The following is a 19,989-nucleotide window of genomic DNA, read 5'->3' as shown; positions in this document are numbered from 1 at the left end:
TGGCTGACCGCCGGGCGGCTGGCCGCGGTGCTCGACGTGTTCGCCGCGGCGCGCCGCGGGCTCGCGCCGATCGTCGTCGTCCCGGACGCGACCGGCTCCACGTTCGCCAACCCGCTCTGTGTCGACTCCCCCCGCGGCGCCGTCGAGACCTACCTGCGTCGCGACGTACCGGACTGGATCCGCGCCCGCTTCGACGTGGAGAGCGACCCCCGGCACTGGACCATCGGCGGGTTCTCCTACGGCGGCACCTGCGCCCTGCAGCTCGCCGTGCGCGCCCCCGGGGTCTACCCGGCGTTCCTCGACATCGGCGGGCAGGACGAGCCGTCCCTGGGCACCCGGGACCAGACGGTGCGCGCGCTGTTCGGCGGCGACGACGCCCGGTTCCGCGCGGTCAACCCGGCCGACCTGCTGCGCGCCCGCCGATACGACGGGGTGTCCGGCACCGTCGTCGTCGGGTCCGAGGAGGGCGACGACGTCGCAAAGTCCGCCCGGCTCGTCGATCTCGCACGCTCGTCGGGGATGCAGGTCCGCCACCTCGTGCTGCCCGGCGGGCACTCCTGGGCCGTGGCCACCGCCGCCCTGCAGCTCGCGCTGCCCGACATCGCCGCCCGCACCGGCCTGCCCTGATCCCGCTCAGATGCCCACCTTCACCCAACCGGGGTGCAGCCCGGGAGGCAGGGCATTCCAGCTGATCCCGGTCTTGAGCACGAAAACGATCCCCGCCAGAGCGGCCCGATCCGGCACCCACTTGCGTTGCCTCAACAGTAAGGTGACGACGAGAGCCTACGGTGGTCACGGGTTGCCCTTGAGTAGGGCGAGGATTCGGTCGTTGAGGGCGTCGGCGTCGTCGGCGAGGAGGGTGAGGGCCTCCTCGAGGCTCGGCGTCTCCCGGCCTGCAGTGGCAGGCGCGGCCGCGCCGAGCGCCGGTGCGCGTGGGGCCGGCGTGGCCGTCTTGGAGTGTTCCCGATTTCTTTGACGCCGGTTTAGGCTGCCAAGTCGGTTATTTTCCTGAATCCTAGCTCGTATTCGGTGGGTGTCAAGTATTCGAGGGTGGAGTGCCGTCTGCGACGGTTGTAGTAGCTCTCGATCCACGCGAATGTCTGCTGTCGGACCTCGGTGACGTCGTTCCATGGCCGGGTGTGGATGAGTTCTTTCTTGTAGCTGGCGAAGAACGACTCGGCGACGGCGTTGTCGAAGCAGGTGGCGCGTCGGCCCATCGATCGGGCCACATTGTTGGCGGCGCAGAAGTCGGTGAACTCCCGGCTCGTGTATTGCGTCCCGCGGTCGCTGTGCATGATCACTCCGGCTGGTGGGCGGCGGGTGAGCAGGGCGGCGGCGAGGGCCTCGGTGATCAGGTTGGTGCGCAGGTGGTCGGCCACGGCGTAGCCGACGACCTTGCGGGAGTGCAGGTCGATCACGGTGGCGAGGTAGGCCCAGCCGTCGACCGTCTGGATGTAGGTGATGTCGCCGCACCAGCGGGTGTCGGGAGCCTCGGCGGTGAAGTCACGCCCGATCAGGTCCGGGGCGTCGATCGGGCGTAGACCTGCGACGGTCGTCTTGCGCCAGGTGTGAGGGTGGCGGCCTTGCAGGCCGGCGGCGCGCATGAGCCGCCAGACCCGCTTGCGGGCGGTCCGGTGGCCGCGAGCGACCAGCTCGGCCCACACCCGGCGCACGCCGGGGTCACCGCGCAGGTCGTGGTGGATCTCTCGGATCGTGTCGGTGAGCTCGGCGTCGGTGCGTTCCCGCTGGCTGGGTCCGGTCTTGAGCCACCGGTAGTAGCCCTGTCGGGCCACGCCGAGCTGGGCGCACATGAACGTGACCGGATACTCGCCCTCGGTTGCCCAGTCCGCGATCGCCGCGTATTTCACGGCTGTTCTTTCTCGAACCAGGTCGCTACTTTTTTTGCGAAGTCCCGCTCCATTCGCAGGGTCGTGTTCTCCTTGCGGAGCCGTTCCAGCTCGGCCCGCTCCGGTTCGGACAGGTCCGTGTCCGGGACCTGCCCGGATTCGCGTGCTTTCTTCACCCACTTGCCTAACGTCATCTCGTGGACGCCGATACTCTTCGCTACCTCGGCGATTGTTCGGCCGGAATCGAGGACAAGACTGACGGCCTGGTCCTTATGCTCCTGGGTGAAATGGCGGCGTGTCGCCACGCGATCCCCTCCGCTGCGATCAGCGGCAGTCTACGACCGGTGTCTACAAGATCGGGAACGGTCCAGTGTGAGCGCGGTGGACGGAGACGCCGTGCAGATGCGTGCTGTTCGCTGGCCCCACTGAGCCGTCGCGAGAGCGCCTGTCACGCTGGCCCTGAGAAGCCTGATCTGCTGAACTACTGCACTAACTGAGCCACTGCACTACCTGAGTCACCTGAACCCTGGGAGTTGGCGTGATCCTCACCGTCATGAATCTGAAGGGCGGGAGCACCAAGACGACCAGCTCGGCGTTCCTCGCTCACGCCCTGGCCGAGAACGGCCACCGCGTCCTGATCATCGACGCCGACCCGCAGGCCAGCATCACCCGCTGGGCCGAGATGGCGGAATGGAGCATCCCCGTGCGGGGCATGGCCACAGGGCGGCTGCACGTCCCCGGCGTCGGGGTGGACCTCGAAGCCGGCGACTACGACGCCGTCGTCATCGACACCCCGCCCACCGAGAAGGAACGAGGCATCGTCGAGTCAGCGATCCGCGCCGCCACCCACGTCCTGGTCCCCCTGGCCCCGTCCTCGGCCGAGGTGGAGCGGATGCCCGTGGTGAAGGAGCTGATCGACGACCTAGCACACCTAGGTCGACATGAGACTCCGCCGCAGGCAGCGGCGATGTTCACCCGGACCAACCCCCGCGCCGTGGCCAACGCCGAGTACCGGGAGCTGTTGGAGTCCGAGGGCTGGCGGGTGTTGCGGTCGCACGTCTCCCAGCTTCAACGGTTCGCGCAGTCGTTCGGCGGGCCGATCGAGCGGGCGGCAGCCACGGCCTACGGGGACGCACTCACCGAGCTGACGGGGACCTCGATCCGATGAGCGACGCTAGAAGCCGGGCCCGATCACTGCGGGACCGCTCAGAGAAGGCCGCAGCGGCCGAATCAGCGGCCGCAGAGAAGGCCCAGCCGCGACCGGCCCCCGACAGCGACCGGAAGGTCCGCCAGACCGTGGACCTCACCCAGGCCAATCACAAGGCACTAGCGACGTGGCGACTCGACACAGCGGTGACGCTGGGCCGGACGCGGCTCACCACCCAAGACGTACTGCGGGCCGCCGTCGACGTGCTGCTCGCCGACGAGGCCACAGCCCGCCGAGTACGAATCCGGCTCGAAGAGATCCAAGACGCCGAGGAGCGCTGAGCGATGGTGCGTAAACCCTGGCCGTGGCGAAAAGGCGCCAGAACGCCACAGGACGACGACGCGACCGCGCCGGCGGCCGCTACCGAGCGAGCCAGCGGCATGTACAAAGCGCTGAGTGAGTTGGGCGTCGGTCCGCTCAACGCGGAGCAGCGGCGGATGGTGATCGCGCCAGCGAACGCCCGAGCAGTGTTCTCCGATCATCCGGCGGTAGGCCTCGGAGCGCGCAACGATGCCACCGTTGAGGGGGGCTGTCCCAGCCTCGCGGGTTGTGTACTGCCACCGGCGGACCACGAACGCCCCAGCCGCCAGCCCTACCGCGATCATGCCGACGTACCCCACTGGTCCGTACTGATCTAGCCCGGACGTCCCCGGAGCTCGAGACCGGCCGACAGTGGACGACGCTCACCCAGAGGGCCACCTATCTTTCGGCGGCGCCCGGGTCCACACAGCACGGAAGCCTCTTCGCTCGAGTGCTCGTCTTGGCAGAGCAGATCGCGGGCCACGACACGGTGCGACCTCACGGTTGCAGGCTGCGCGGCGTGTCGACTATCCGAGCTTCAGAATATGGACCATGATGCCTCCCATGCCGAGGAGATCATCAGGCCGCGCGAAGGGACGCCCCTCGAAGGGCTCCCGCGTTGTGATCTTTCCTCGACTGCCGCTCGCGGTCGAGGCAGCGCTCAAAGACCTTGCCGCACGGCGAGGCCTGACCTGGTCCGAGGTCGGAGCAGATCTCGTCTCACAAGGATTGCAGCGGGTCTCTGAGCTGCCAGCGACGCTTCCCGCGCGTTACACCGCGGCCGACAGCTCCGCTCTGACTGTGCGGATCCCGGTTGCCGACAACGTGCAGGTGCGTGCCCTCGCGCGCGACCTGGACCGGAACCTCTCGATCGTGAGTGGCGCCCTAATCGAGATCGGGCTTCGGCACGCCTTCGAGATGCCGGGCCAGATCCCCGTGCAGTACATGACGACACAGGAGCGGCCGCTGACCAAGGCCTCCTAACGAGATCGAGGCGGCCCCCTAGCCCGGGGGCCGCCTCGAATCGCTCTCGCATCAGTCGGTCGTGCACCCGAGCTGACGCCGTAGCCCCGGCGAACCGGGGCCAATCCCCATCCGTCCAAGAAGGGGCGCTTTCGCGTGTCCAGGATACACCCTGGGCCGGAACGCGACCATGACAGACACGGGGCGAGTTCGTCGTGCCCACGTGCCCTCAGCTCGTCGGCGACGCTGAACAACCGCCGATCTGTCATCGCCGCACACCCAAACCCCGGCCCGACCTCGATCAATGCACCCGTGCCGCTGCAGCCGCCGTCGCGGCAGCTGCTCCTCGATCAGACCATGTCGGCCCTCGCCGTCTCCTGTGGAACGGGGGAGGCCGAGTCCGACCCGGCGGCTCCTCAGCTGTGTGTGAGCTGTCGACGACGCTCCGGCAGCACGCGCGACACCCCACTGCGCTCGGTCGTCTGCGGGCCGTGCTGGTTCGCCGGCGGCGGCGACATCTCGCCGTCCGAGCTCGCAGACACGACCTCCACCCCCGACGATCTCGCGACGGCTCTGGACGCGGTCACTGCACTCCCCCGCACCGCGCTGGACTGGTACCGCGGGCTCCTGGGCTCGCCCTGGTACCAGCAGATCCGCCGCGACGCGGCAGGACGGCTGCGTGGACTGCTCGAGGAACTGGCCCGCCGCGCGGACTGGGACGCCCACACCAGCTGGCCGACCTGGGACCGCCTCCAACTCGCCAGCGGCTGGCGGCGCAGCTCGACCGCCGCCTGGCTCGCCGAACTGCAGCGCCAGGGCTGGCTGTCCCGCGTCGAGGGCGGGTCCACCCCGCAGTACCGCCCGATCGCCCTGCAGCACCTCTCCGGGAACCGGGCCGCGGTCTATCAGCTGCGTGTGCCGGCCACTGAGGCCGCTGAGAGGGGCATCCCGACCTTGCCGGAGGCCGCCAGTAGCCCTCGGCCCGAGGCCACGGCACAGACCGAACAGGACACAACTTGGACCCCAACCCACCCACTTAGTAATCCCTCTAAGATTCCTACAGGGGTTCTTACACGCGCGAGAGCGTGTGTCCACAGTTCCGAGATCAACTCACCTTCACGAAACGTATTCGGCCCTACCGGGCCAGGCCACGAGGAAAAACAGGGCGGCTATTTCGCTGATCGCGTGCCGGTGACCGGGGCTGAGATGCTCGCGGCGGCCGCGGAGCTGCGCTCCGACCCCGCCCTGCGGCGGCTGACGCCGCGCTGGATCCGCGCCATCGTCCGCCGCTGGTGGGAAGCCGGGTGGACCAACAACGACCTGCGCTTCGCTATCGCCCACCAGCCCACCGCCGACGGCCCCGCCCGCGCCGTGCACCGTTGCCCGGCAGCCGAGCTCCGGAGCCCTGATGGCTGGCTGCGCCACCGTCTGCGCCGCTGGAGCGACGATCGCGGCCCGCTGGTCTCCCCCTCGGCCGACGCCCGCCATCGCCGCCAGACTGCCGCCGAACACGGCCAGGCCGCCGCTGACCGGCTGCCCTACGGCGCCGCTGACCTGTCCCCCACCGACCTGCACATCACCAGCGACGACCACCGCGCCGCACGCTCTGCCCTCGTCCGCCGCTGGGCGGCCGAGTTCACCGCCAGCCGCAACGCCCCCCGACCCGCCGCCGAGGTCGCCACCCCCGAGGACAGCAAGCGCCACTACCGCCGGATCAGCCGCGACCTCGACGCGGGCCGCCAGCGCCGCACCGCCACTCCCCCACCGGCCGAGCCATCCGAGCCCACCGCAGCCGCGGCCCCGGCGAGTTCCTCCCCGGGCACCGGCTCTCCGCACGACAACGGCGCCGACATCGGCGAGGCGGGCTCCGCCCACGAACGTGCGCTCGCCCGCGCCCGCGTCGAGCGCACCTCCCACGCCGCCCGTCCGCTCCGCCGAGCCCCCCGGAGGTTCCGTTGACAGCCGAGCCCATCGACCACGATCAGGCCCACGGCAGCGAATCATTACCTGGTAATGGGTCCGTAGCCAGCGGCACCTTCGACCGTCAGCCCCCACAGGACCTCACCGCGGAACAGTCCGTGCTCGGCGGCATGCTGCTGAGCAAGGACGCGATCGCCGACGTGGTCGAGGTGCTGCGCCCGGAGGACTTCTACCGGCCCGCGCACCAGACCGTCTACGAGACGATCCTGGACCTCTACGGCCGTGGTGAGCCGGCCGACGCGGTGACCGTGTCGGCGGAGCTGCAGCGGCGCGGCGAGCTCGTGCGGCTGGGAGGGGCGCCGTACCTGCACACCCTGATCGCGACCGTGCCGACCGCGGCGAACGCGGCGTACTACGCCGAGATCGTCGGGGAGAAGGCGATCCTGCGGCGGCTGGTCGAGGCCGGCACCCGGATCGTGCAGCTCGGCTACCACGGCAACGAGGGCGGTGAGGTCGAGGAGGTCGTCGACCGGGCACAGGCCGCGGTCTACGAGGTCACCGAGCGCACCACCACCGAGGACTACACGGTGCTGGAGGAGCTGCTCCAGCCCACGATGGACGAGATCGACGCGATCGCCTCCCAGGGCGGGATGGCCGCGGGCGTGCCGACCGGGTTCGCCGATCTCGACGCCGTGACCAACGGCCTGCACCCGGGGCAGATGGTCGTCGTCGCGGCCCGTCCGGGTCTGGGCAAGTCGACCCTCGGCCTTGACTTCGCCCGGTCGTGCTCCATCAAGAACGGCATGACCAGTGCGTTCTTCTCGCTGGAGATGAGCAAGTCCGAGATCGTGATGCGTCTGCTCTCGGCGGAGGCGCGGATCCGGCTGGCCGACATGCGTGCGGGCCGGATGTCCGACGAGGACTGGACGCGGATGGCGCGGCGGATGTCGGAGATCTCCGAGGCGCCCCTCTACATCGACGACTCACCGAACCTGACGCTGATGGAGATCCGGGCCAAGGCGCGCCGGATGAAGCAGCGCAACGACCTCAAGCTGATCATCCTGGACTACCTGCAGCTGATGACCTCGGGCCGCAAGGTCGAGTCGCGTCAGCAGGAGGTGTCCGAGTTCTCGCGTCAGATCAAGCTGATCGCGAAGGAGCTCGAGGTGCCGGTGGTCGCGATGAGCCAGCTGAACCGTGGTCCCGAGCAGCGCACGGACAAGCGGCCGATGCTGTCGGACCTGCGTGAGTCCGGTTCGATCGAGCAGGACGCCGACATGGTGGTCCTGCTGCACCGGCCCGACGCGTTCGAACAGGACGATCCGCGCGCCGGCGAGGCGGACCTGATCCTGGCCAAGCACCGTAACGGCCCGACCACGACGATCACGGTGGCCCACCAGCTGCACTACAGCCGGTTCTCCGACCTGGCGCACGGCTGAGCCGCGCCGGGGCGGCCGATAACCGGGTTATCGGAACCCGCTGCGAGCGAGCGACCGATAACCCGGTTATCGACTGTGGGTCGGCGATAACCGGGTTATCGACTTCAACGCCGAAGCGCGGTCAGCGCGCCGATCAGCGCTTCCAGCCCGTCGTCGTCCAGCTGCCGACGCAGGCGCCGGGCGATCTTGTCGACGTCCACAGCCTCGTCACGAGCGCCCGGCTCGGACGCCGGAACGGGGGAGGAGGACCCGTTCGCAGCCTCAGCATCGGCATCAGCGCCAGCGGAAGAGGTCACGACCTCCACAGCAGGTGGCTTGTCGCGCAGAGTCTTGAGCTTCTCCGCCTGTTCCTCCGCGGGAACCGAGGCGACGGTTCGGGCTTCCTTCACCGATAGCTCGCCGGCGCGGAGCTGCTCCTGTAGCTCAGGGGTGAGCTTGAGGAGAGACAGCCGTTGGGAGACCCACGCCTGGGTCTTCGCGACACGCTTCGCCGCCGCGCGTTGCGAACCATGCCGCTCGACAAGGCCTTGGAGCTCCCTGGCCTCCAGCAGTGGGGGGAGGTCCTGGCGGTGGATGTTCTCGACGAGCGTGGCCTCGGCCAGCATCGGGTCCGCTCCGCCGAGCCGATCCTCGACCGATGCCACGAGATGGGTCAACCCGGCCAGGTGGGCGGCTGCGAGCCGGCGGTTTCCGATGAGGACCACCCACGACGCGGTCCCGAGCTGATCCGCGTCCTCGGGATAGTGAGCAAGGTAGACATCTCGGGCGACCACCGTCGCTGGCTGCAGCTGATGGTGCTCCCGAAGGCTGTCGGCGAGCTCCTCGATCGCGGAGTCGTCGTAGCCGTAACGCGGGTTGCGCGGATTGTGGGCCAAGTCGGACAACGGGATCCGGCGCTGGGACGCCCCGCCGTCGGCCAGAGCGTGCAGCGAGGTCTCCTCGGCGAAGACATCGGAGCTGAACGAGACTCGCCCCCGCTTGCGCTTCTTCGCCGGCGCGCCGACCCCAGAGTCCGATGCGCTCGCGGCCACCTCGCTCATCGGGTGCGTCCGTAGCCGAGCTCGAGTGCCAGCCGCAGGATGTCCTGCTGCGCCTCCAAGGCCACGCGGCTCTTGGCGTACTGGGTGCAGACCACGCCCTCGGCCGCCGCCCGGCTGTGGATCTTGTACCGACGGACGACCGAGTTCGCCAGCGGCCAGTTCTTCTTCCGAGCGAAGGCGAGGGTGTCGTCGAGGTCGACCCGGCCGTCGCGTGGATCCCAGAGATTCACCACGACGGTGTAGGGGACACCCAGCGGCTCAACGACCTGGGTGATCGTCGTGTCTGCCGGCACGAAGGTGAGCGGCTCCGTCGTGATCGGAACGATCGCGTCGTCGGCGCTCTTCAGGACCGACCGGAGGATGTGCTCGTTCTCCAGGCTGCCTGGGGTGTCGACGAACACGTGCGCGTAGTCGGCATCGCGCAGCCGCTCAAGATCGCTTGGGTCGTCGGTCTCGGTGTAGGCGAACGGGATGTCATCACCGACTCGGCTCGCCCACCAATCCATCGATCGCTGTGGGTCGGTACCGACGACCAGGACGGACGGATCGTCGCCCCCCAGTACCTGGTCGACGACCGCAGCGAGGTTGACGGTGATCGTGGTCTTGCCGACGCCGCCCTTCTGGCAGCACACAGCGTGAACTCTGGCCAAGATGGCCACCTTTCCGTGGACTTCACGGCCCGGAATCGGGGCGCTACTTCGGATAAGTCGTGTCAGATGATGCCATCTGCACGCCTGCGCTCCGACGCCATCCCACGGCGTGTGGCGTCAGGGTCGCGCACCACGGCGACGGTATAACCCGGTTATCACCGTCTTCTCGTCGGCAGGGTGCGCAGCTCTTCGGTCGACGTGCTCGCTGGCGGCTCAATCTGCCGCCCGGGGTCAATCGCTCGGTAGCGAAGGATTCCGTTTCGAAGCGACCCGCCGATGAGGCCCTGGGCGAACGACGTCGGCGCTCGGCGACATCGTGCTGCACCGAGGTCCTCGGAGAGTGCCTCGCGCCTATAACCGGGTTATCGCACGACACGGTCGCCCGTGCGCTCAGCCGTCGTCTGAACGGAATACCCCATGCGCGACCAGCCACTTCCGCCAGTGGTCCACCCGCTCCGGATCGGCCACGAAGTCGGCCGGCCAGTCGTCGATCGCGATCTGGCGCAGAACGTCGCGCACCAGGCTGCGGCCGACCCGGGCGCGGGAGGAGACCTTCCGCAGGTGGGGGTCCACCACGGCGTGCATCGCACGCGCGGTGTCGTCCAGCGTGAAATGCACCGGCCGGTAGGCGACCAGAACCTCATGTCCGTGCTCGTCTGCCCTGGCGACCAGCGAACCCTCGCGCATCCTCGCTCCACTCACCCGCTTGGTTCGGTACCGGGAACTGTACCGACGTTCGCGGTGTGGCCGAGAGCCCGCGTGAGCGTGTCTCCGAGCAGCGAGCCCGCGGCGCCCCGGGGGCTACGAGGTCACCGAATGTGCCCGCTCGATCCTCGGCATCGCGCACGGCTGCCGAACGCGGCTGGTCCGGCCGGACACGCAGCCGGACACCCGGCCGGACCAGCACCTTCGCCGCGTTCTCGCCCGGCCCGAAGCCCGTGCGAACCTGCCGGAGACGGCGGATTCGACAACATCTATTAGCGAGACAGTATCGCAACTGGTGGCGAGGCCTGATTGGGAAGGCCGCGGAGGTGGGCAGCCGGCCGCGCGTGCTCGGCGCGGGCATCCAGCCGAGTCCCTGGCGGGGTGAGTGCCCGTTCAGGCCCTGCAGATGCCTTCTGACCAGCCGAGACAGGCGTTCCCGCGCCTGCTGCGCGTCGATCTGACCTCCGGAAGGGGATGCGAGCACCCGTCCAGGGCGCGGTGAGCCTGTGACCAGTAACTACGCAACTTCCAGCGGCTCTCGGGTGAACCAGCGTCAGCCGCGCGATCGGTCCCTCAGGCTGGGCGTGACGTCCCTTATGAAGGGCGGGGGGCGTCCGCCGGGGCTACGTCGTCGGTTCCTGACGCAGTTGTTCCTGGTCAGGTCGCGGTACAGAGCTCGCAGGCGCGCCATTCCGGACTGGGCGGCTTCGACGTAGGGCCCGTGAGGCGAGACGCGTCGAGGGGCGTGCTCAGCAGCTCCAAAGGGGAGCCGACGTCTCCCGGTCCTGTCGACGCGTCAGCAGCGCGGCCGGTGCCCGGGGGAGTAGAAGACCCGGGCGTGCCCGCATCCTGCCGGGCCGCCGCGCGCGTACGCGTGCGTTGCGTAGAAGCCGCCCGGAACCGCGAGACCCAATTTCCACGGACATTTCCGGATCGAGGAGGCGCCGGTCTGCGTCCGACCCACTCGATCCGGTGGGCGATCTCCGGCGCGTGTGCCGGCCTGGAAAGTCCCGAGGGGATCGCGCCCAGCCCGGGTCGAGCGCCGGGCCGTGTCGCCGAAGCTGGCATGTCAGCGACGCCGCGGGGCGGACGATCGAATCCGCGGGCCCCGGGTGGACGGCCCCGGACTGCAGGCAGAGCCGTCCTGCCCGCGGAGTGGCTCCCGCACTCGGATCCCTCCCATCGAGCTCTGGCGAGCGCCGGTCGACGACCGGCAGGGCGGGGCAGGGGGGAGCGTTCGTGCTGCTTGCGGGTTCGAGTCCGGAGCAGATGAGGCTGGAGCCGGGCGAGCGTGCGAGCGGCGGCCGGCCCCGCCGCGGTCGTTCGGTGTCCCACCCGCACCGGCGGCGTCGGGCCCGCTCGCATGCACGGCGAGGAGGGGACCGCTCCTGAGCCGCCCGGGGAAATTTCCGGCGAGCAACCTGCCGCCACCAGGGACCGAGCAACGCGACGTACGCGTACGCGCGCGACGCCGGAAATTTCTCGACGGCTCCCGCACTCGTCGACCGGGATCCTGCGCCGGGTCTCGCCGGCGTCGTTGCCAGCCCGACTAGTCGCGCTTAGTCTTCGGAGTACTAGGATCACGGCTCAACGGAAGGCGGACCTCATGGGCATGCAGCTGCTCGCCGGGACGATGGAGTGCCGCAACGGCAACTGTCCGACCGCGTGGCTCACCGAGCGCGGCTCGGTGATTGTGCAGGGCTATGTCGCGACGCCCCAGCTGGTGAGGGTGCCGCGCGACCTGATCGAGCGCGCCGCGCGTGAGCTCGTGATGCACGGTGTTGAGCCAGGAGCGGTGCCGGCGCCGCGCTCGACTGCCCTCCGGGCGGCGGGGGAGTGGTTCGAGGTCGCCGGCACACCCACGACGCTGCGCTGTCCTGCTGGCGAGCGTGCGCACGAGGTACCAGCACTGGCTGTTCTGGCCGCTGCCGCCGAGTCGACGAGGGAGGCCGTATGACCCCCGAGGACCTGAACGAGCTCTACCGCACCTACCGGGAGTCGGCGTTCCGGCTCGAGTGCCGCGACACCTACGCGATCCCCGGCGAGGACCCCGACTTCGACGCCTTCCTCGCGCACGAGTCGTTCCCGGCGCGCACGGTCGACGACGACGAGTGGCTGGCCAACGTCCACGCCCAGGTCGGCCGGGGCAAGTACTTCGGCCGCGTCCGCCTGCTCGGCCACCCGGTCACCGACTACACGCGGTTCCAGCTGCTCTGCTACCCCCGCGAGAACCTCCCGGCGGGGGAGGAGGTCCGGATCCTCGACCGGCACTGGCTCGGCTCGGATGACGGATGGACCCACCAGGACTTCTGGATGTTCGACGAGCGCATCGTCGTGCTGCAGCACTTCGACGACGAGGGGCACTTCCTCGGCGTCTCCGAGGGCGGGGATCCCGCCCCCTACATCGCCATCCGCCGACGGGCCGTCGAGCTGTCGGTGCCCTTCGACCAGTACCGCCTGGTCCCGGCCCCGCGCACTGGCGCCGAGACCCCTGAGCACGCTGCGAGCTAAGCACCCTTGACTCGCGCCGAGATCCACCCTCAGCACCAGCGCCTGGCGGCGCGCTTGAAGGAGCTCCGCCAGGCCGCTGGGCTGTCGGCCGCTGCCCTCGGGCAGCCTTTCGGCTGGTCACAGAGCAAGACCTCCAAGATGGAGAACGGCACCTCCGCCCTGGTCATCGCAGATATCCACCAGTGGCTCGACCGGGTCCAGGCTAGCGACGACGAACGCACCGAGGTGCTCGCCCTGGCCCGCGAGACCGGTACCCGCGTACGTCCCTGGCGCGACGCCGACCGCCCGGATGCCGCGACCCAGCAGGACGCGCGAGGCCGCCGCGACACCGAGACCAGCGGAATCGGGGTGTTCCAGTCCGAAGTGGTGCCCGGACTGCTGCAGACCCCCGAGTACGCCCGCCGCCTGCGTGAGGTCCACACCCTGCTCCCGGCCGACGAGATCCCGGCCGCGGTGCTGGCGCTGATGAACCGCCAGACCGTGCTCTTCGACGAGACCAAGCAGTTCGACCTGGTCATCACCGAGACCGCGCTGCGCTGGCGCCCGGGCTCGGTCGCGCTCTCACTCGCCCAGCTCGACCGCATCGCCACCCTGGCCGGACTGCCCAACGTCCGCATCGGCGTCCTGTCACGCGAGACCCAGGAGCGCACCGCCGCGCGCCCGCTGCACTCGTTCGTGGTGCTGCGCTATGCCGACGCGCCGTCGACCGTGGAGATCGAGACCCTCACCGCCGAGCAGGAAGTCACCGAGCCCGCCGACGTGGAGCTCTACGAGCAGTTCCTCGCCGAGCAGCAAGGCCTCGCCGAGCACGGCCCGGCGCTCCTGGCTCTACTCGACCGGATCCGCGACGACCTCAGGCAGCTCACCTCGAACGGCTCATGACCGGCACCCCGGTCATGCCCGGCGACGAGTTGCCCGACGACGACTATCTGACCTGGTCCTGCGGGGTGTGCGGGCTGTGCACCCAGGGCGGACGCCGGGGGCTGCGGCTGCACATGGACACCGTCCACCCGGAACCGTCGTGACCGGGGCCCGCCTCCCCGTCCGGACCACGACGACGAGTTAGTCGCAGATCGCGACTAGGTCCGCGACTCGGTAAATCTGCTGGTCGCGGGACATATGTGCGCACTCGGTGCGGTAGGACGGGAATCAGGGCGCGACTCCCGACTAGTCGTCGACTAGTCTTGAGTGCAGAGAGGCCCCGGCGGCTGGCACCGCCGAGGCCTCAGAGCGGACTACCAAACCGATCCCCTGCATGAGGAAGTCAGGCGCCCATGAAGACCGTACCCAGCACGCGCCGCACGCCGGTCATGCCGGTCGTCGACCGCGCGTCGCGGCTGCCCTGCGCCGCCCCTGACAACGTCGAGCTGTTCTTCCCGGTCGGCACCAGCGGACCGGCCCTGCAGCAGACCGCCGAGGCCAAGACGCTCTGCATGAGCTGCCCGATCCTGCAGGCCTGCCGCGAGGACGCCCTCGCCTGGCCCGCCCACTTCGCCCACGGAGTGGTGGGTCCGTGGCGCCCCTTGGGTGTTGTCCTCGGCGTGGACGGCCCTGATCCGCTCCGCGAGCTCGACATCGGCCCGGGCACGCTCGTCGCGTGCCGGGGCGGCCTTGACCCAGGCGTAGTAGGACGAGCGCTCGATCTCGACGAGCTCACAGAGTCGCTTCACCTCGAAGGTGGCGGAGTTGTCGGCGACGAACTGGAAGCGACTCACCAGCGCGTCTCCCCGGCGAAATACTTGGCCGCCCGCTGAAGGATCTCCCGCTCGGTCGTGAGCTTGGTGGTCTCGATCTCGAGCTCGTCCACCCTCGCTTCAAGCCGGGCGATCTTCTGGGCCGGCGTCTCATCGGTCGGCGCCGACGGGCTCGTCGTCGTGGCCGTCCTCGACTGCAGCGGGCTGGAGGTCGGTGTCCGGTCAGCGGCGGTCTTCCTGCCGGTCCCGTAGACCTCGAGCCAGTGCCGCAGCGTCCCGCGCACGATGCCGAGGTCCTCGGCGATACCACGGACCGTGGCGCCCGGGGTGGACTCGTACAAGTCCACGGCCTGACGACGGAACTCCTCGGAGTAGCTCTTCCTGGCCATGATTCTCAGATCATCTCGCTTCCCCAGCACCAAGTGCTGGATTCAGCGTGTCCAAGAACCGGGGTCAGGCCCCGGCGAATTCAGGCGGTTGAAGCATCTAGCTCAACGAGTTCGGCGAATATCTCGGAGGGCTTCTTCCAGTTGTGGATTTTACGGGGTCGGTCGTTGATGTCGCAAGCCACCATCGCCAGGTATTTCGGGTCCGAGGTGATGTCCGTGCCTTTCGGGAAGTACTCGCGGACGATGCGGTTGAGGTTCTCGTTGCTGCCGCGTTCCCACGGCGAGTGTGGGTGGGCGAGGTACACCGGCATCGAGCCCTTGGTGACGGTGGCGTGGCCGGCCATCTCGGCACCGCAGTCCCAGGTCAGTGAGGCCCGCATGTGCGCGGGCAGACCGCTGGTGGCGGCGATGACCCCACGGCCGACGGTGAGCGCGTCGCGGCCGGTCAGGGGCACGAGGACCAGGAACCGGGAGGTGCGCTCGACCAGCGTGGCGACGGCGGTCTTGCCGTTCTTGCCGATGACCAGGTCACCCTCCCAGTGGCCGGGCACGGCGCGCCCCTGGGCGTCGGCGGGGCGGGCGTCGATGTAGGTCGGGTCCTTGATCCGCGGGGCCGGTGGGGGCTTGGCGCCGCCTCGTCGGGCGGTGCGCCCGGACCGTAGCGCGAGCAGCTCGCGGGCCAGCGTGGACACCGGGGTGGCATAGATCCACTGGTAGATCGCCTCGTGAGACACCCGACAAGCCTCGTCATCGGGGTGCTCGGTCGGCAACCGGCCCGCGATCGAGGCCGGTGACCAGCCACCACGCAACAGAGCATGCACGATCCCGCGCAACCGCGGGTGACGGTCCACCGCGAACTGCTTCGGCCGCTCCCGCGCCGCCAGGGCCCGTTCCTGCGCTGCCGCGGCCCGGTACTCGTAGCGTCCGCCGTGACGACGGACCTCACGAGAGATCACCGACCGATCACGACCCACCACCGAGGCGATCTGCTTGTAGGACAAGCCCTCCGCGAGACCCCTCGAGATCTCCTCCCGATCCGACAACATCAACATCTCACGCACGGAACATCCTGTCCCGCCGAACAACCAAGATCAAGTGCTACGACCGGCTGAACTCGCCGCCACCTGCTTCGACAACGCCGTCGCCGAGCCGTTCTTCGCCAGCTACAAGAAAGAACTCATCCACACCCGGCCATGGAACGACGTCACCGAGGTCCGACAGCAGACATTCGTGTGGATCGAGAGCTACTACAACCGTCGCAGACGGCACTCCACCCTCGGATACTTGACACCCACCGAATACGAGCTAGGATTCAGGAAAATAATCGGCTTGGCAGCCTAAACCGGCGTCAAAGAAATCGGGAACACTCCAACCCATGATCACGGGCGGGTGGACCTGCGTCACTCCTCGCCCCGCGGGCTCGCCGCTGGCGATGTGGCGAAGGACGAACGCGAGGCCAGCTACAAGCCCGCCGGAGAACCCGCCCCCCGGGCCGTAGTGTCCGCCGACCAGCAGGTAGATCGAGTACAACAGCATGACGGGGAACAGCATACGGGCAACGGGAACCAGCGGGGAGATGTAACCTTCCGGCCCGGGTCCGCCGCCCGGCGACTCGTCGTCCACAGCGGGTGTCCCTCTGCCTGGAGATGGGGTGTACGCCCGAGGCGCTCTCCATCCCACCGGTTCCTGCCACCTGCCCGGGGAGGCGCGGGCGTCGACCGTCCACTCGGTCACCGGTTCGCCTGCGGGCCCGGGCGAGGTCTTCACCGAGTTCCTCGAGTGTGCCAGGGTTTCGCGGTGTCGAGTGGGAGGTCACCGGGCGCGATCCTGAGGGTGAAATGGGTGGCAGCCCGGTACTCGATGGGGAGTTCCTGCAGTAGAGGCGCTACGACGGTGACCACCGACTTCGCGTGGATGGGGCCGAACACCGCGATCGCCCATTGCCGGGCTTCTGCGTCAGGTAGGGCCAGCGGGGCGCCGCTGGCTTTGTCCGTCCGTGTCACCGCCAACCGCCATTCCGACATGCTGCTGTCTACCCGGTGGACGGCCGAGCAGAGTGAGAGAACGTCACCGTTCCGGCTGATGCGTGCGTAGGCGAGCTCGGTTCCAGGGTCGACCCTGTTCACGTCGAACGCGTCGCGGAGGTGGAAAACGACGTCGGGAAAGCGCTCCTGCAACGCATCGATCTCCCGGTCTTCCAAATGGTCACGTCGCCGGAGCCATCGGATCATGGCGCAGCCCCCCGCCCGGCGGAGCGCTCAGCCCGCTGCGCCGCCTCCGGAGCGTCGACGCCGGCCCTGGCCCGTTCGTCGGCCTCGGCCCGTTCCCGGTCCCGCAGCTCCTGCCGGGCGCGTACGAGCGCCGCAGTCTCCGCGGGCGGGTCCGGGCTGAACAGGCTGCCGGGCACCGGCCTCCCGGCAGCGCCCAGCTGGTTCATCCGCTTCGGCACCGAGGCGCCCTGGTAGTCGAGCACGACCGGGTGGCCGTCCTTGTCGAGACCGGCCAGCGGCTGGTGTAGCTCGACATACTGGCCGTGTGGGAGCCGCGTGATGATGCCGGTCTCCAGGCCGTGCTCCAGCACCGCGCGGTCGGAGTTCTGCAACCCGATGCACCAGCGGTAGGCCACCCAGTACACGATCGGCGGCACGATCAGCAGCCCGAGCCGCCCCGCCCAGGTCGTCGCGTTGAGCGAGACGTGGAAGAACAGCGCGATCCAGTCGTTGAACCCGCAGAGCACCAACCATAGGTAGAACGCGATCGCCATCGCCCCCAGCGCCGTCCGGACAGGCACGTCCCGGGGCCGCTGGAGCAGGTTGTGGTGCGCCTGGTCGCCGGTGAACCTCCGCTCGATCCTCGGATACGCGGACGCCACGGCGAACAACACGGGCAGGAACGCCGCGGTCGGCAGGAACGCCGACGGGATGGTGTACGTGTCGAACAGGTAGAATTCCCACGGCGGGAAGATCCGCCCCATCCCTTCGGAGAAGAGCATATAGAAGTCGGGCTGCGACCCGGCCGAGACGTGCGAGGGATCGTAGGGCCCGAAGAACCAGATGCGGTTGATCTCGAAGAGTCCGGCGATTAGCACCAGGACACCGGTGACGACGAAAAAGAACGCGCCACCCTTGGCGGCGAACTGCGGCATGATGCGCACACCAACGACGTTGTTCTCTGTCCGACCGACGCCGGGGAACTGGGTATGCTTCTGGTACCACACCAACCCCAAGTGCACCGCGATCAGCGCGAGGATGACCCCGGGCAGGATCAGCACGTGAATGATGTAGAGCCGCGGGATGATCTCCATTCCCATGAACTCGCCACCGAACAACGCCCAGTGCACCCAGGTGCCGACCACGGGCACGGACAAGGTGATACCGGAGGCGATGCGCAGACCGACCCCGGAGAGCATCTCGTCGGGCAGCGAGTAGCCGGTGAAACCGGCAAAGGTGCCGAGTAGGATCAGGTTCACCCCGATCACCCAGTTCGCCTCACGCGGCTTGCGGAATGCTCCGGTGAAATACACACGGAACATGTGACAGATCATCGAAGCGACGAACAGCAGCGCCGACCAGTGGTGGAGCTGCCGCATGAACAGGCCGCCCCGCACCTCGAACGTCAGCTCGAGGGCCGACTCATAGGCCCTTGACATGTGCACTCCGCGCAGCGGGTCGTAGGGGCCGTTGTAAACGACCTCCTCCATCGAGGGATCGAAGAACAGCGCCAGGTACACGCCCGACAGAAGAACGATGATGAAGCTGTAGAGAGCAATCTCGCCCAGCATGAACGACCAATGGGTCGGGAAGACCTTGTTGAACTGCTTCCGCAACCCGGCCGCATAAGCGAAACGCTCGTCGGCCTGATCGAGCACCACTGCGCTCGTCCCCGGCGGCTTCGGTCTCTTCGCCAACGAATCGGTTGAGTTCATATCTTGGAGCTTCCTCCTCGAATACTCAGTGAGGGCCAGATTACAGACGCGATGCCACCCCGGCTCCTGCACGGATCGTCAATGACGTTCGGTGGACCAGATCGGCCCACTCTGTGTGAACGTGTTTGAGAAGCCCGCGCAGCAGTGGCTCTCGCGTGGCCGTAAGGCCAAGACTGGCGGGACTTCTGCAGGTCGCCCGAGCGGAGCACCGGTGCGACGCGGATATCGGACGTCACTTTGAGCGCTTCTCAAACACGCTCTGAGGGAATCGACCCGTAGGGCCGCGTAGGGCCGTCTGCCGCCCGGGAACGGCAAAACCGGCCGTGGGCACCACCGGGGCGTGGCACCTGTCGACCAGGAACTATGACCCTGCACCGGTCCACAGTAAAGGACGGCAAGCCGGTGACGGACACGGTCGGAAGCCCTCTCGCCAGACACCAGCAGCGGGAGCGACTGATGCCAACCAGTTGCCTCCCGGGCTTTTGTCCCGCCGTGGGACGGCCTCGCGGCCGCCTGCATCTCTCGGACCAGACTCCCGAGGGACGGGACGGAACCCTAGACGCGCCCCACCATCGTGGTGGATCGCATCGGATTCTAGCCGATCGTCCGGTTCTCGTCGCATCAGCGCCTCACTGCGGGTCGGTGTTGCCGCCGAATCGCTCGCGCAGGTTGCGGGCCAGGCGCTGTCGCAGCAGATCGCCGTCGGCGTGGCGCTGGTGGCGCTCACGGCGTCAGTTCTCAGTACGTGCGAGGTCACGCCACGCCGTACCTGCTCTGACCAGCCCGAACATCAGGTTGGCAAAGGCTCACTGGTCCAGCTGGTCGCCACCGGAGCAATGCTTGAGACCTGTGGATGACTGTGGAGGGGCCGTACCCTTCCGGTGATCTTGAAGGCTCTCAAGCAAGACCGGCGCAGCAACGCTGGTCGGAAGGGCACGACCCATGCTCAGCGTAGTTCCCGAGGCCGGATCCGGTGACGAGGCCCGTGTGCAGGAGGGGCCGGCGTTGATCGACGAGCTCGTCCGCGAGGGCGCCCGCCGGATGCTCGCCCAGGCTCTGCAGGCCGAGGTCGACGACTACATCACCCGCCACAGCAACGAACGCGACGCCCACGGGCGGCGTCTGGTGGTGCGCAACGGCTCCCACGAGCCTCGCGAGGTGGTGACAGCCGCGGGCGCGGTGGCGGTGCGGGCGCCGCGGGTCGACGACCGCCGGATCGACCCCGCGACGGGCGAGCGGCGCCGGTTCTCCTCGGCGATCCTGCCGTCCTGGTGCCGCAGGACGCCGAAGATCACCGAGGTGCTGCCGCTGCTCTACCTGCACGGCCTCTCGTCGGGGGACTTCGTGCCCGCGCTGGGGCAGTTCCTCGGCTCCAACGCGGGCCTGTCCTCATCGACGG

Annotated in this window: 21 protein-coding genes, 3 pseudogenes and 1 riboswitch; of the genes and pseudogenes, 13 read left to right on the top strand and 11 right to left on the bottom strand. The window is 68.7% G+C overall.

Translation table 11 applies throughout. The features are described from left to right. Window positions 1–627: alpha/beta hydrolase family protein (locus tag Ae331Ps2_RS28785; RefSeq protein ID WP_217695659.1), on the top strand; the 627-nt coding region annotated here is incomplete at its 5' end. 36 nt (window positions 628–663) lie between these two features. On the opposite strand, the pseudogene Ae331Ps2_RS28780 reads toward Ae331Ps2_RS28785, so the two are convergent. The 3 genes and pseudogenes from Ae331Ps2_RS28780 to Ae331Ps2_RS32815 form a co-directional block, all read right to left on the bottom strand. Continuing rightward, a pseudogene (locus Ae331Ps2_RS28780) lies at window positions 664–753 on the bottom strand (IS5/IS1182 family transposase); the annotation flags it as partial. Window positions 754–983: 230 nt separating this feature from the next. Beyond that, window positions 984–1,868: an IS3 family transposase gene (locus Ae331Ps2_RS28775; protein WP_075329840.1), complete on the bottom strand. Its 885-nt coding sequence runs from the start codon at window positions 1,866–1,868 to the stop codon at window positions 984–986. Continuing rightward, entirely contained in the window at window positions 1,865–2,152 is a 288-nt protein-coding gene (locus Ae331Ps2_RS32815; RefSeq protein WP_075313249.1) for a transposase, read from the bottom strand. The genes Ae331Ps2_RS28775 and Ae331Ps2_RS32815 overlap by 4 nt, the downstream gene beginning before the upstream one ends. 248 nt (window positions 2,153–2,400) lie before the next feature. Here Ae331Ps2_RS32815 and Ae331Ps2_RS28765 point away from each other — a divergent pair, with 248 nt between their 5' ends. The 5 genes from Ae331Ps2_RS28765 (at window position 2,401) to dnaB (ending at window position 7,676) form a co-directional block, all read left to right on the top strand. After that, window positions 2,401–3,015, top strand: coding sequence for a ParA family protein (locus tag Ae331Ps2_RS28765; protein WP_075313283.1), 615 nt, complete (start codon window positions 2,401–2,403; stop codon window positions 3,013–3,015). 128 nt (window positions 3,016–3,143) lie between these two features. Further along, window positions 3,144–3,335: a hypothetical protein gene (locus Ae331Ps2_RS28760; protein WP_075313251.1), complete on the top strand. Its 192-nt coding sequence runs from the start codon at window positions 3,144–3,146 to the stop codon at window positions 3,333–3,335. 571 nt (window positions 3,336–3,906) lie between these two features. Continuing rightward, a complete protein-coding gene (locus Ae331Ps2_RS31580) occupies window positions 3,907–4,338 on the top strand; it encodes a hypothetical protein (protein WP_139319254.1) in 432 nt (143 codons plus the stop codon). A 291-nt stretch (window positions 4,339–4,629) separates the two neighbouring features. Then, complete coding sequence (locus Ae331Ps2_RS31575; protein ID WP_139319126.1) at window positions 4,630–6,276, top strand: hypothetical protein; 1,647 nt, start codon at window positions 4,630–4,632, stop codon at window positions 6,274–6,276. A gap of 11 nt (window positions 6,277–6,287) precedes the next feature. Continuing rightward, on the top strand, window positions 6,288–7,676 hold the full coding sequence (gene dnaB, locus Ae331Ps2_RS28740) for a replicative DNA helicase (RefSeq protein WP_075313285.1): 1,389 nt from the start codon (window positions 6,288–6,290) through the stop codon (window positions 7,674–7,676). 104 nt (window positions 7,677–7,780) lie between these two features. Here the strand turns inward: dnaB and Ae331Ps2_RS28735 are convergent, their stop codons facing one another. The 3 genes from Ae331Ps2_RS28735 to Ae331Ps2_RS28725 form a co-directional block, all read right to left on the bottom strand. Beyond that, a complete protein-coding gene (locus tag Ae331Ps2_RS28735; protein ID WP_075313255.1) occupies window positions 7,781–8,716 on the bottom strand; it encodes a ParB/RepB/Spo0J family partition protein in 936 nt (311 codons plus the stop codon). Continuing rightward, window positions 8,713–9,375, bottom strand: a complete 663-nt coding sequence (locus Ae331Ps2_RS28730; RefSeq protein ID WP_249265408.1) for a ParA family protein — start codon at window positions 9,373–9,375, stop codon at window positions 8,713–8,715. The genes Ae331Ps2_RS28735 and Ae331Ps2_RS28730 overlap by 4 nt, the downstream gene beginning before the upstream one ends. A 381-nt stretch (window positions 9,376–9,756) precedes the next feature. Then, complete coding sequence (locus Ae331Ps2_RS28725; RefSeq protein ID WP_075313256.1) at window positions 9,757–10,053, bottom strand: hypothetical protein; 297 nt, start codon at window positions 10,051–10,053, stop codon at window positions 9,757–9,759. Between the two features lie 1,624 nt (window positions 10,054–11,677). Between Ae331Ps2_RS28725 and Ae331Ps2_RS28720 the strand changes: the two genes are divergently transcribed. From Ae331Ps2_RS28720 to Ae331Ps2_RS28705, 5 genes and pseudogenes are all read left to right on the top strand, one after another. Then, entirely contained in the window at window positions 11,678–12,028 is a 351-nt protein-coding gene (locus Ae331Ps2_RS28720) for a hypothetical protein (RefSeq protein WP_075313257.1), read from the top strand. After that, window positions 12,025–12,582, top strand: a complete 558-nt coding sequence (locus Ae331Ps2_RS28715; protein WP_075313258.1) for a DUF6879 family protein — start codon at window positions 12,025–12,027, stop codon at window positions 12,580–12,582. The genes Ae331Ps2_RS28720 and Ae331Ps2_RS28715 overlap by 4 nt, the downstream gene beginning before the upstream one ends. 6 nt (window positions 12,583–12,588) lie before the next feature. Then, window positions 12,589–13,464, top strand: a complete 876-nt coding sequence (locus Ae331Ps2_RS28710; protein ID WP_075313259.1) for a DUF5753 domain-containing protein — start codon at window positions 12,589–12,591, stop codon at window positions 13,462–13,464. Further along, window positions 13,461–13,607, top strand: coding sequence for a hypothetical protein (locus tag Ae331Ps2_RS32305; protein ID WP_158071578.1), 147 nt, complete (start codon window positions 13,461–13,463; stop codon window positions 13,605–13,607). The genes Ae331Ps2_RS28710 and Ae331Ps2_RS32305 overlap by 4 nt, the downstream gene beginning before the upstream one ends. A gap of 249 nt (window positions 13,608–13,856) precedes the next feature. Then, window positions 13,857–14,033 (top strand): annotated as a pseudogene (locus Ae331Ps2_RS28705) (hypothetical protein); the annotation flags it as partial. Between the two features lie 15 nt (window positions 14,034–14,048). On the opposite strand, the pseudogene Ae331Ps2_RS28695 reads toward Ae331Ps2_RS28705, so the two are convergent. Further along, window positions 14,049–14,665 (bottom strand): annotated as a pseudogene (locus tag Ae331Ps2_RS28695) (transposase); the annotation flags it as partial. 80 nt (window positions 14,666–14,745) lie between these two features. Beyond that, window positions 14,746–15,717, bottom strand: coding sequence for an IS30 family transposase (locus Ae331Ps2_RS28690; RefSeq protein WP_075313287.1), 972 nt, complete (start codon window positions 15,715–15,717; stop codon window positions 14,746–14,748). A gap of 43 nt (window positions 15,718–15,760) precedes the next feature. On the opposite strand from Ae331Ps2_RS28690, the gene Ae331Ps2_RS34425 reads away from it, so the two are divergent. Next, a complete protein-coding gene (locus Ae331Ps2_RS34425; protein ID WP_170918349.1) occupies window positions 15,761–16,006 on the top strand; it encodes an integrase core domain-containing protein in 246 nt (81 codons plus the stop codon). Here Ae331Ps2_RS34425 and Ae331Ps2_RS28680 read toward each other — a convergent pair. The 3 genes from Ae331Ps2_RS28680 to Ae331Ps2_RS28670 all read right to left on the bottom strand — a co-directional run bounded on the left by Ae331Ps2_RS28680 (window position 15,971) and on the right by Ae331Ps2_RS28670 (window position 18,590). Next, window positions 15,971–16,288: an MnhB domain-containing protein gene (locus Ae331Ps2_RS28680; RefSeq protein WP_249265704.1), complete on the bottom strand. Its 318-nt coding sequence runs from the start codon at window positions 16,286–16,288 to the stop codon at window positions 15,971–15,973. The two genes, Ae331Ps2_RS34425 and Ae331Ps2_RS28680, sit on opposite strands and share 36 nt — an antisense overlap. A 140-nt stretch (window positions 16,289–16,428) precedes the next feature. Next, window positions 16,429–16,896 (bottom strand): hypothetical protein, encoded by a 468-nt coding sequence (locus tag Ae331Ps2_RS28675; protein ID WP_139319127.1) that lies wholly within the window; start codon window positions 16,894–16,896, stop codon window positions 16,429–16,431. After that, window positions 16,893–18,590: a cytochrome bc complex cytochrome b subunit gene (locus Ae331Ps2_RS28670; RefSeq protein ID WP_075313289.1), complete on the bottom strand. Its 1,698-nt coding sequence runs from the start codon at window positions 18,588–18,590 to the stop codon at window positions 16,893–16,895. Before Ae331Ps2_RS28670 ends, Ae331Ps2_RS28675 begins: the two co-directional genes overlap by 4 nt. 469 nt (window positions 18,591–19,059) lie before the next feature. Next, window positions 19,060–19,160, bottom strand: a riboswitch (guanidine-I (ykkC/yxkD leader). A gap of 372 nt (window positions 19,161–19,532) precedes the next feature. Between Ae331Ps2_RS28670 and Ae331Ps2_RS28665 the strand changes: the two genes are divergently transcribed. Further along, window positions 19,533–19,989, top strand: a 457-nt coding sequence (locus Ae331Ps2_RS28665) for a transposase (protein ID WP_175582028.1), incomplete at its 3' end; no start/stop codon positions are given.

The sequence above is a fragment of the Pseudonocardia sp. Ae331_Ps2 genome, assembly GCF_001932405.1.
In the GTDB taxonomy this organism is placed as follows: Bacteria; Actinomycetota; Actinomycetes; order Mycobacteriales; family Pseudonocardiaceae; genus Pseudonocardia.
Note: the sequence above shows the minus strand (reverse complement) of the source record. Positions and strands in the feature narration are given on the sequence as shown.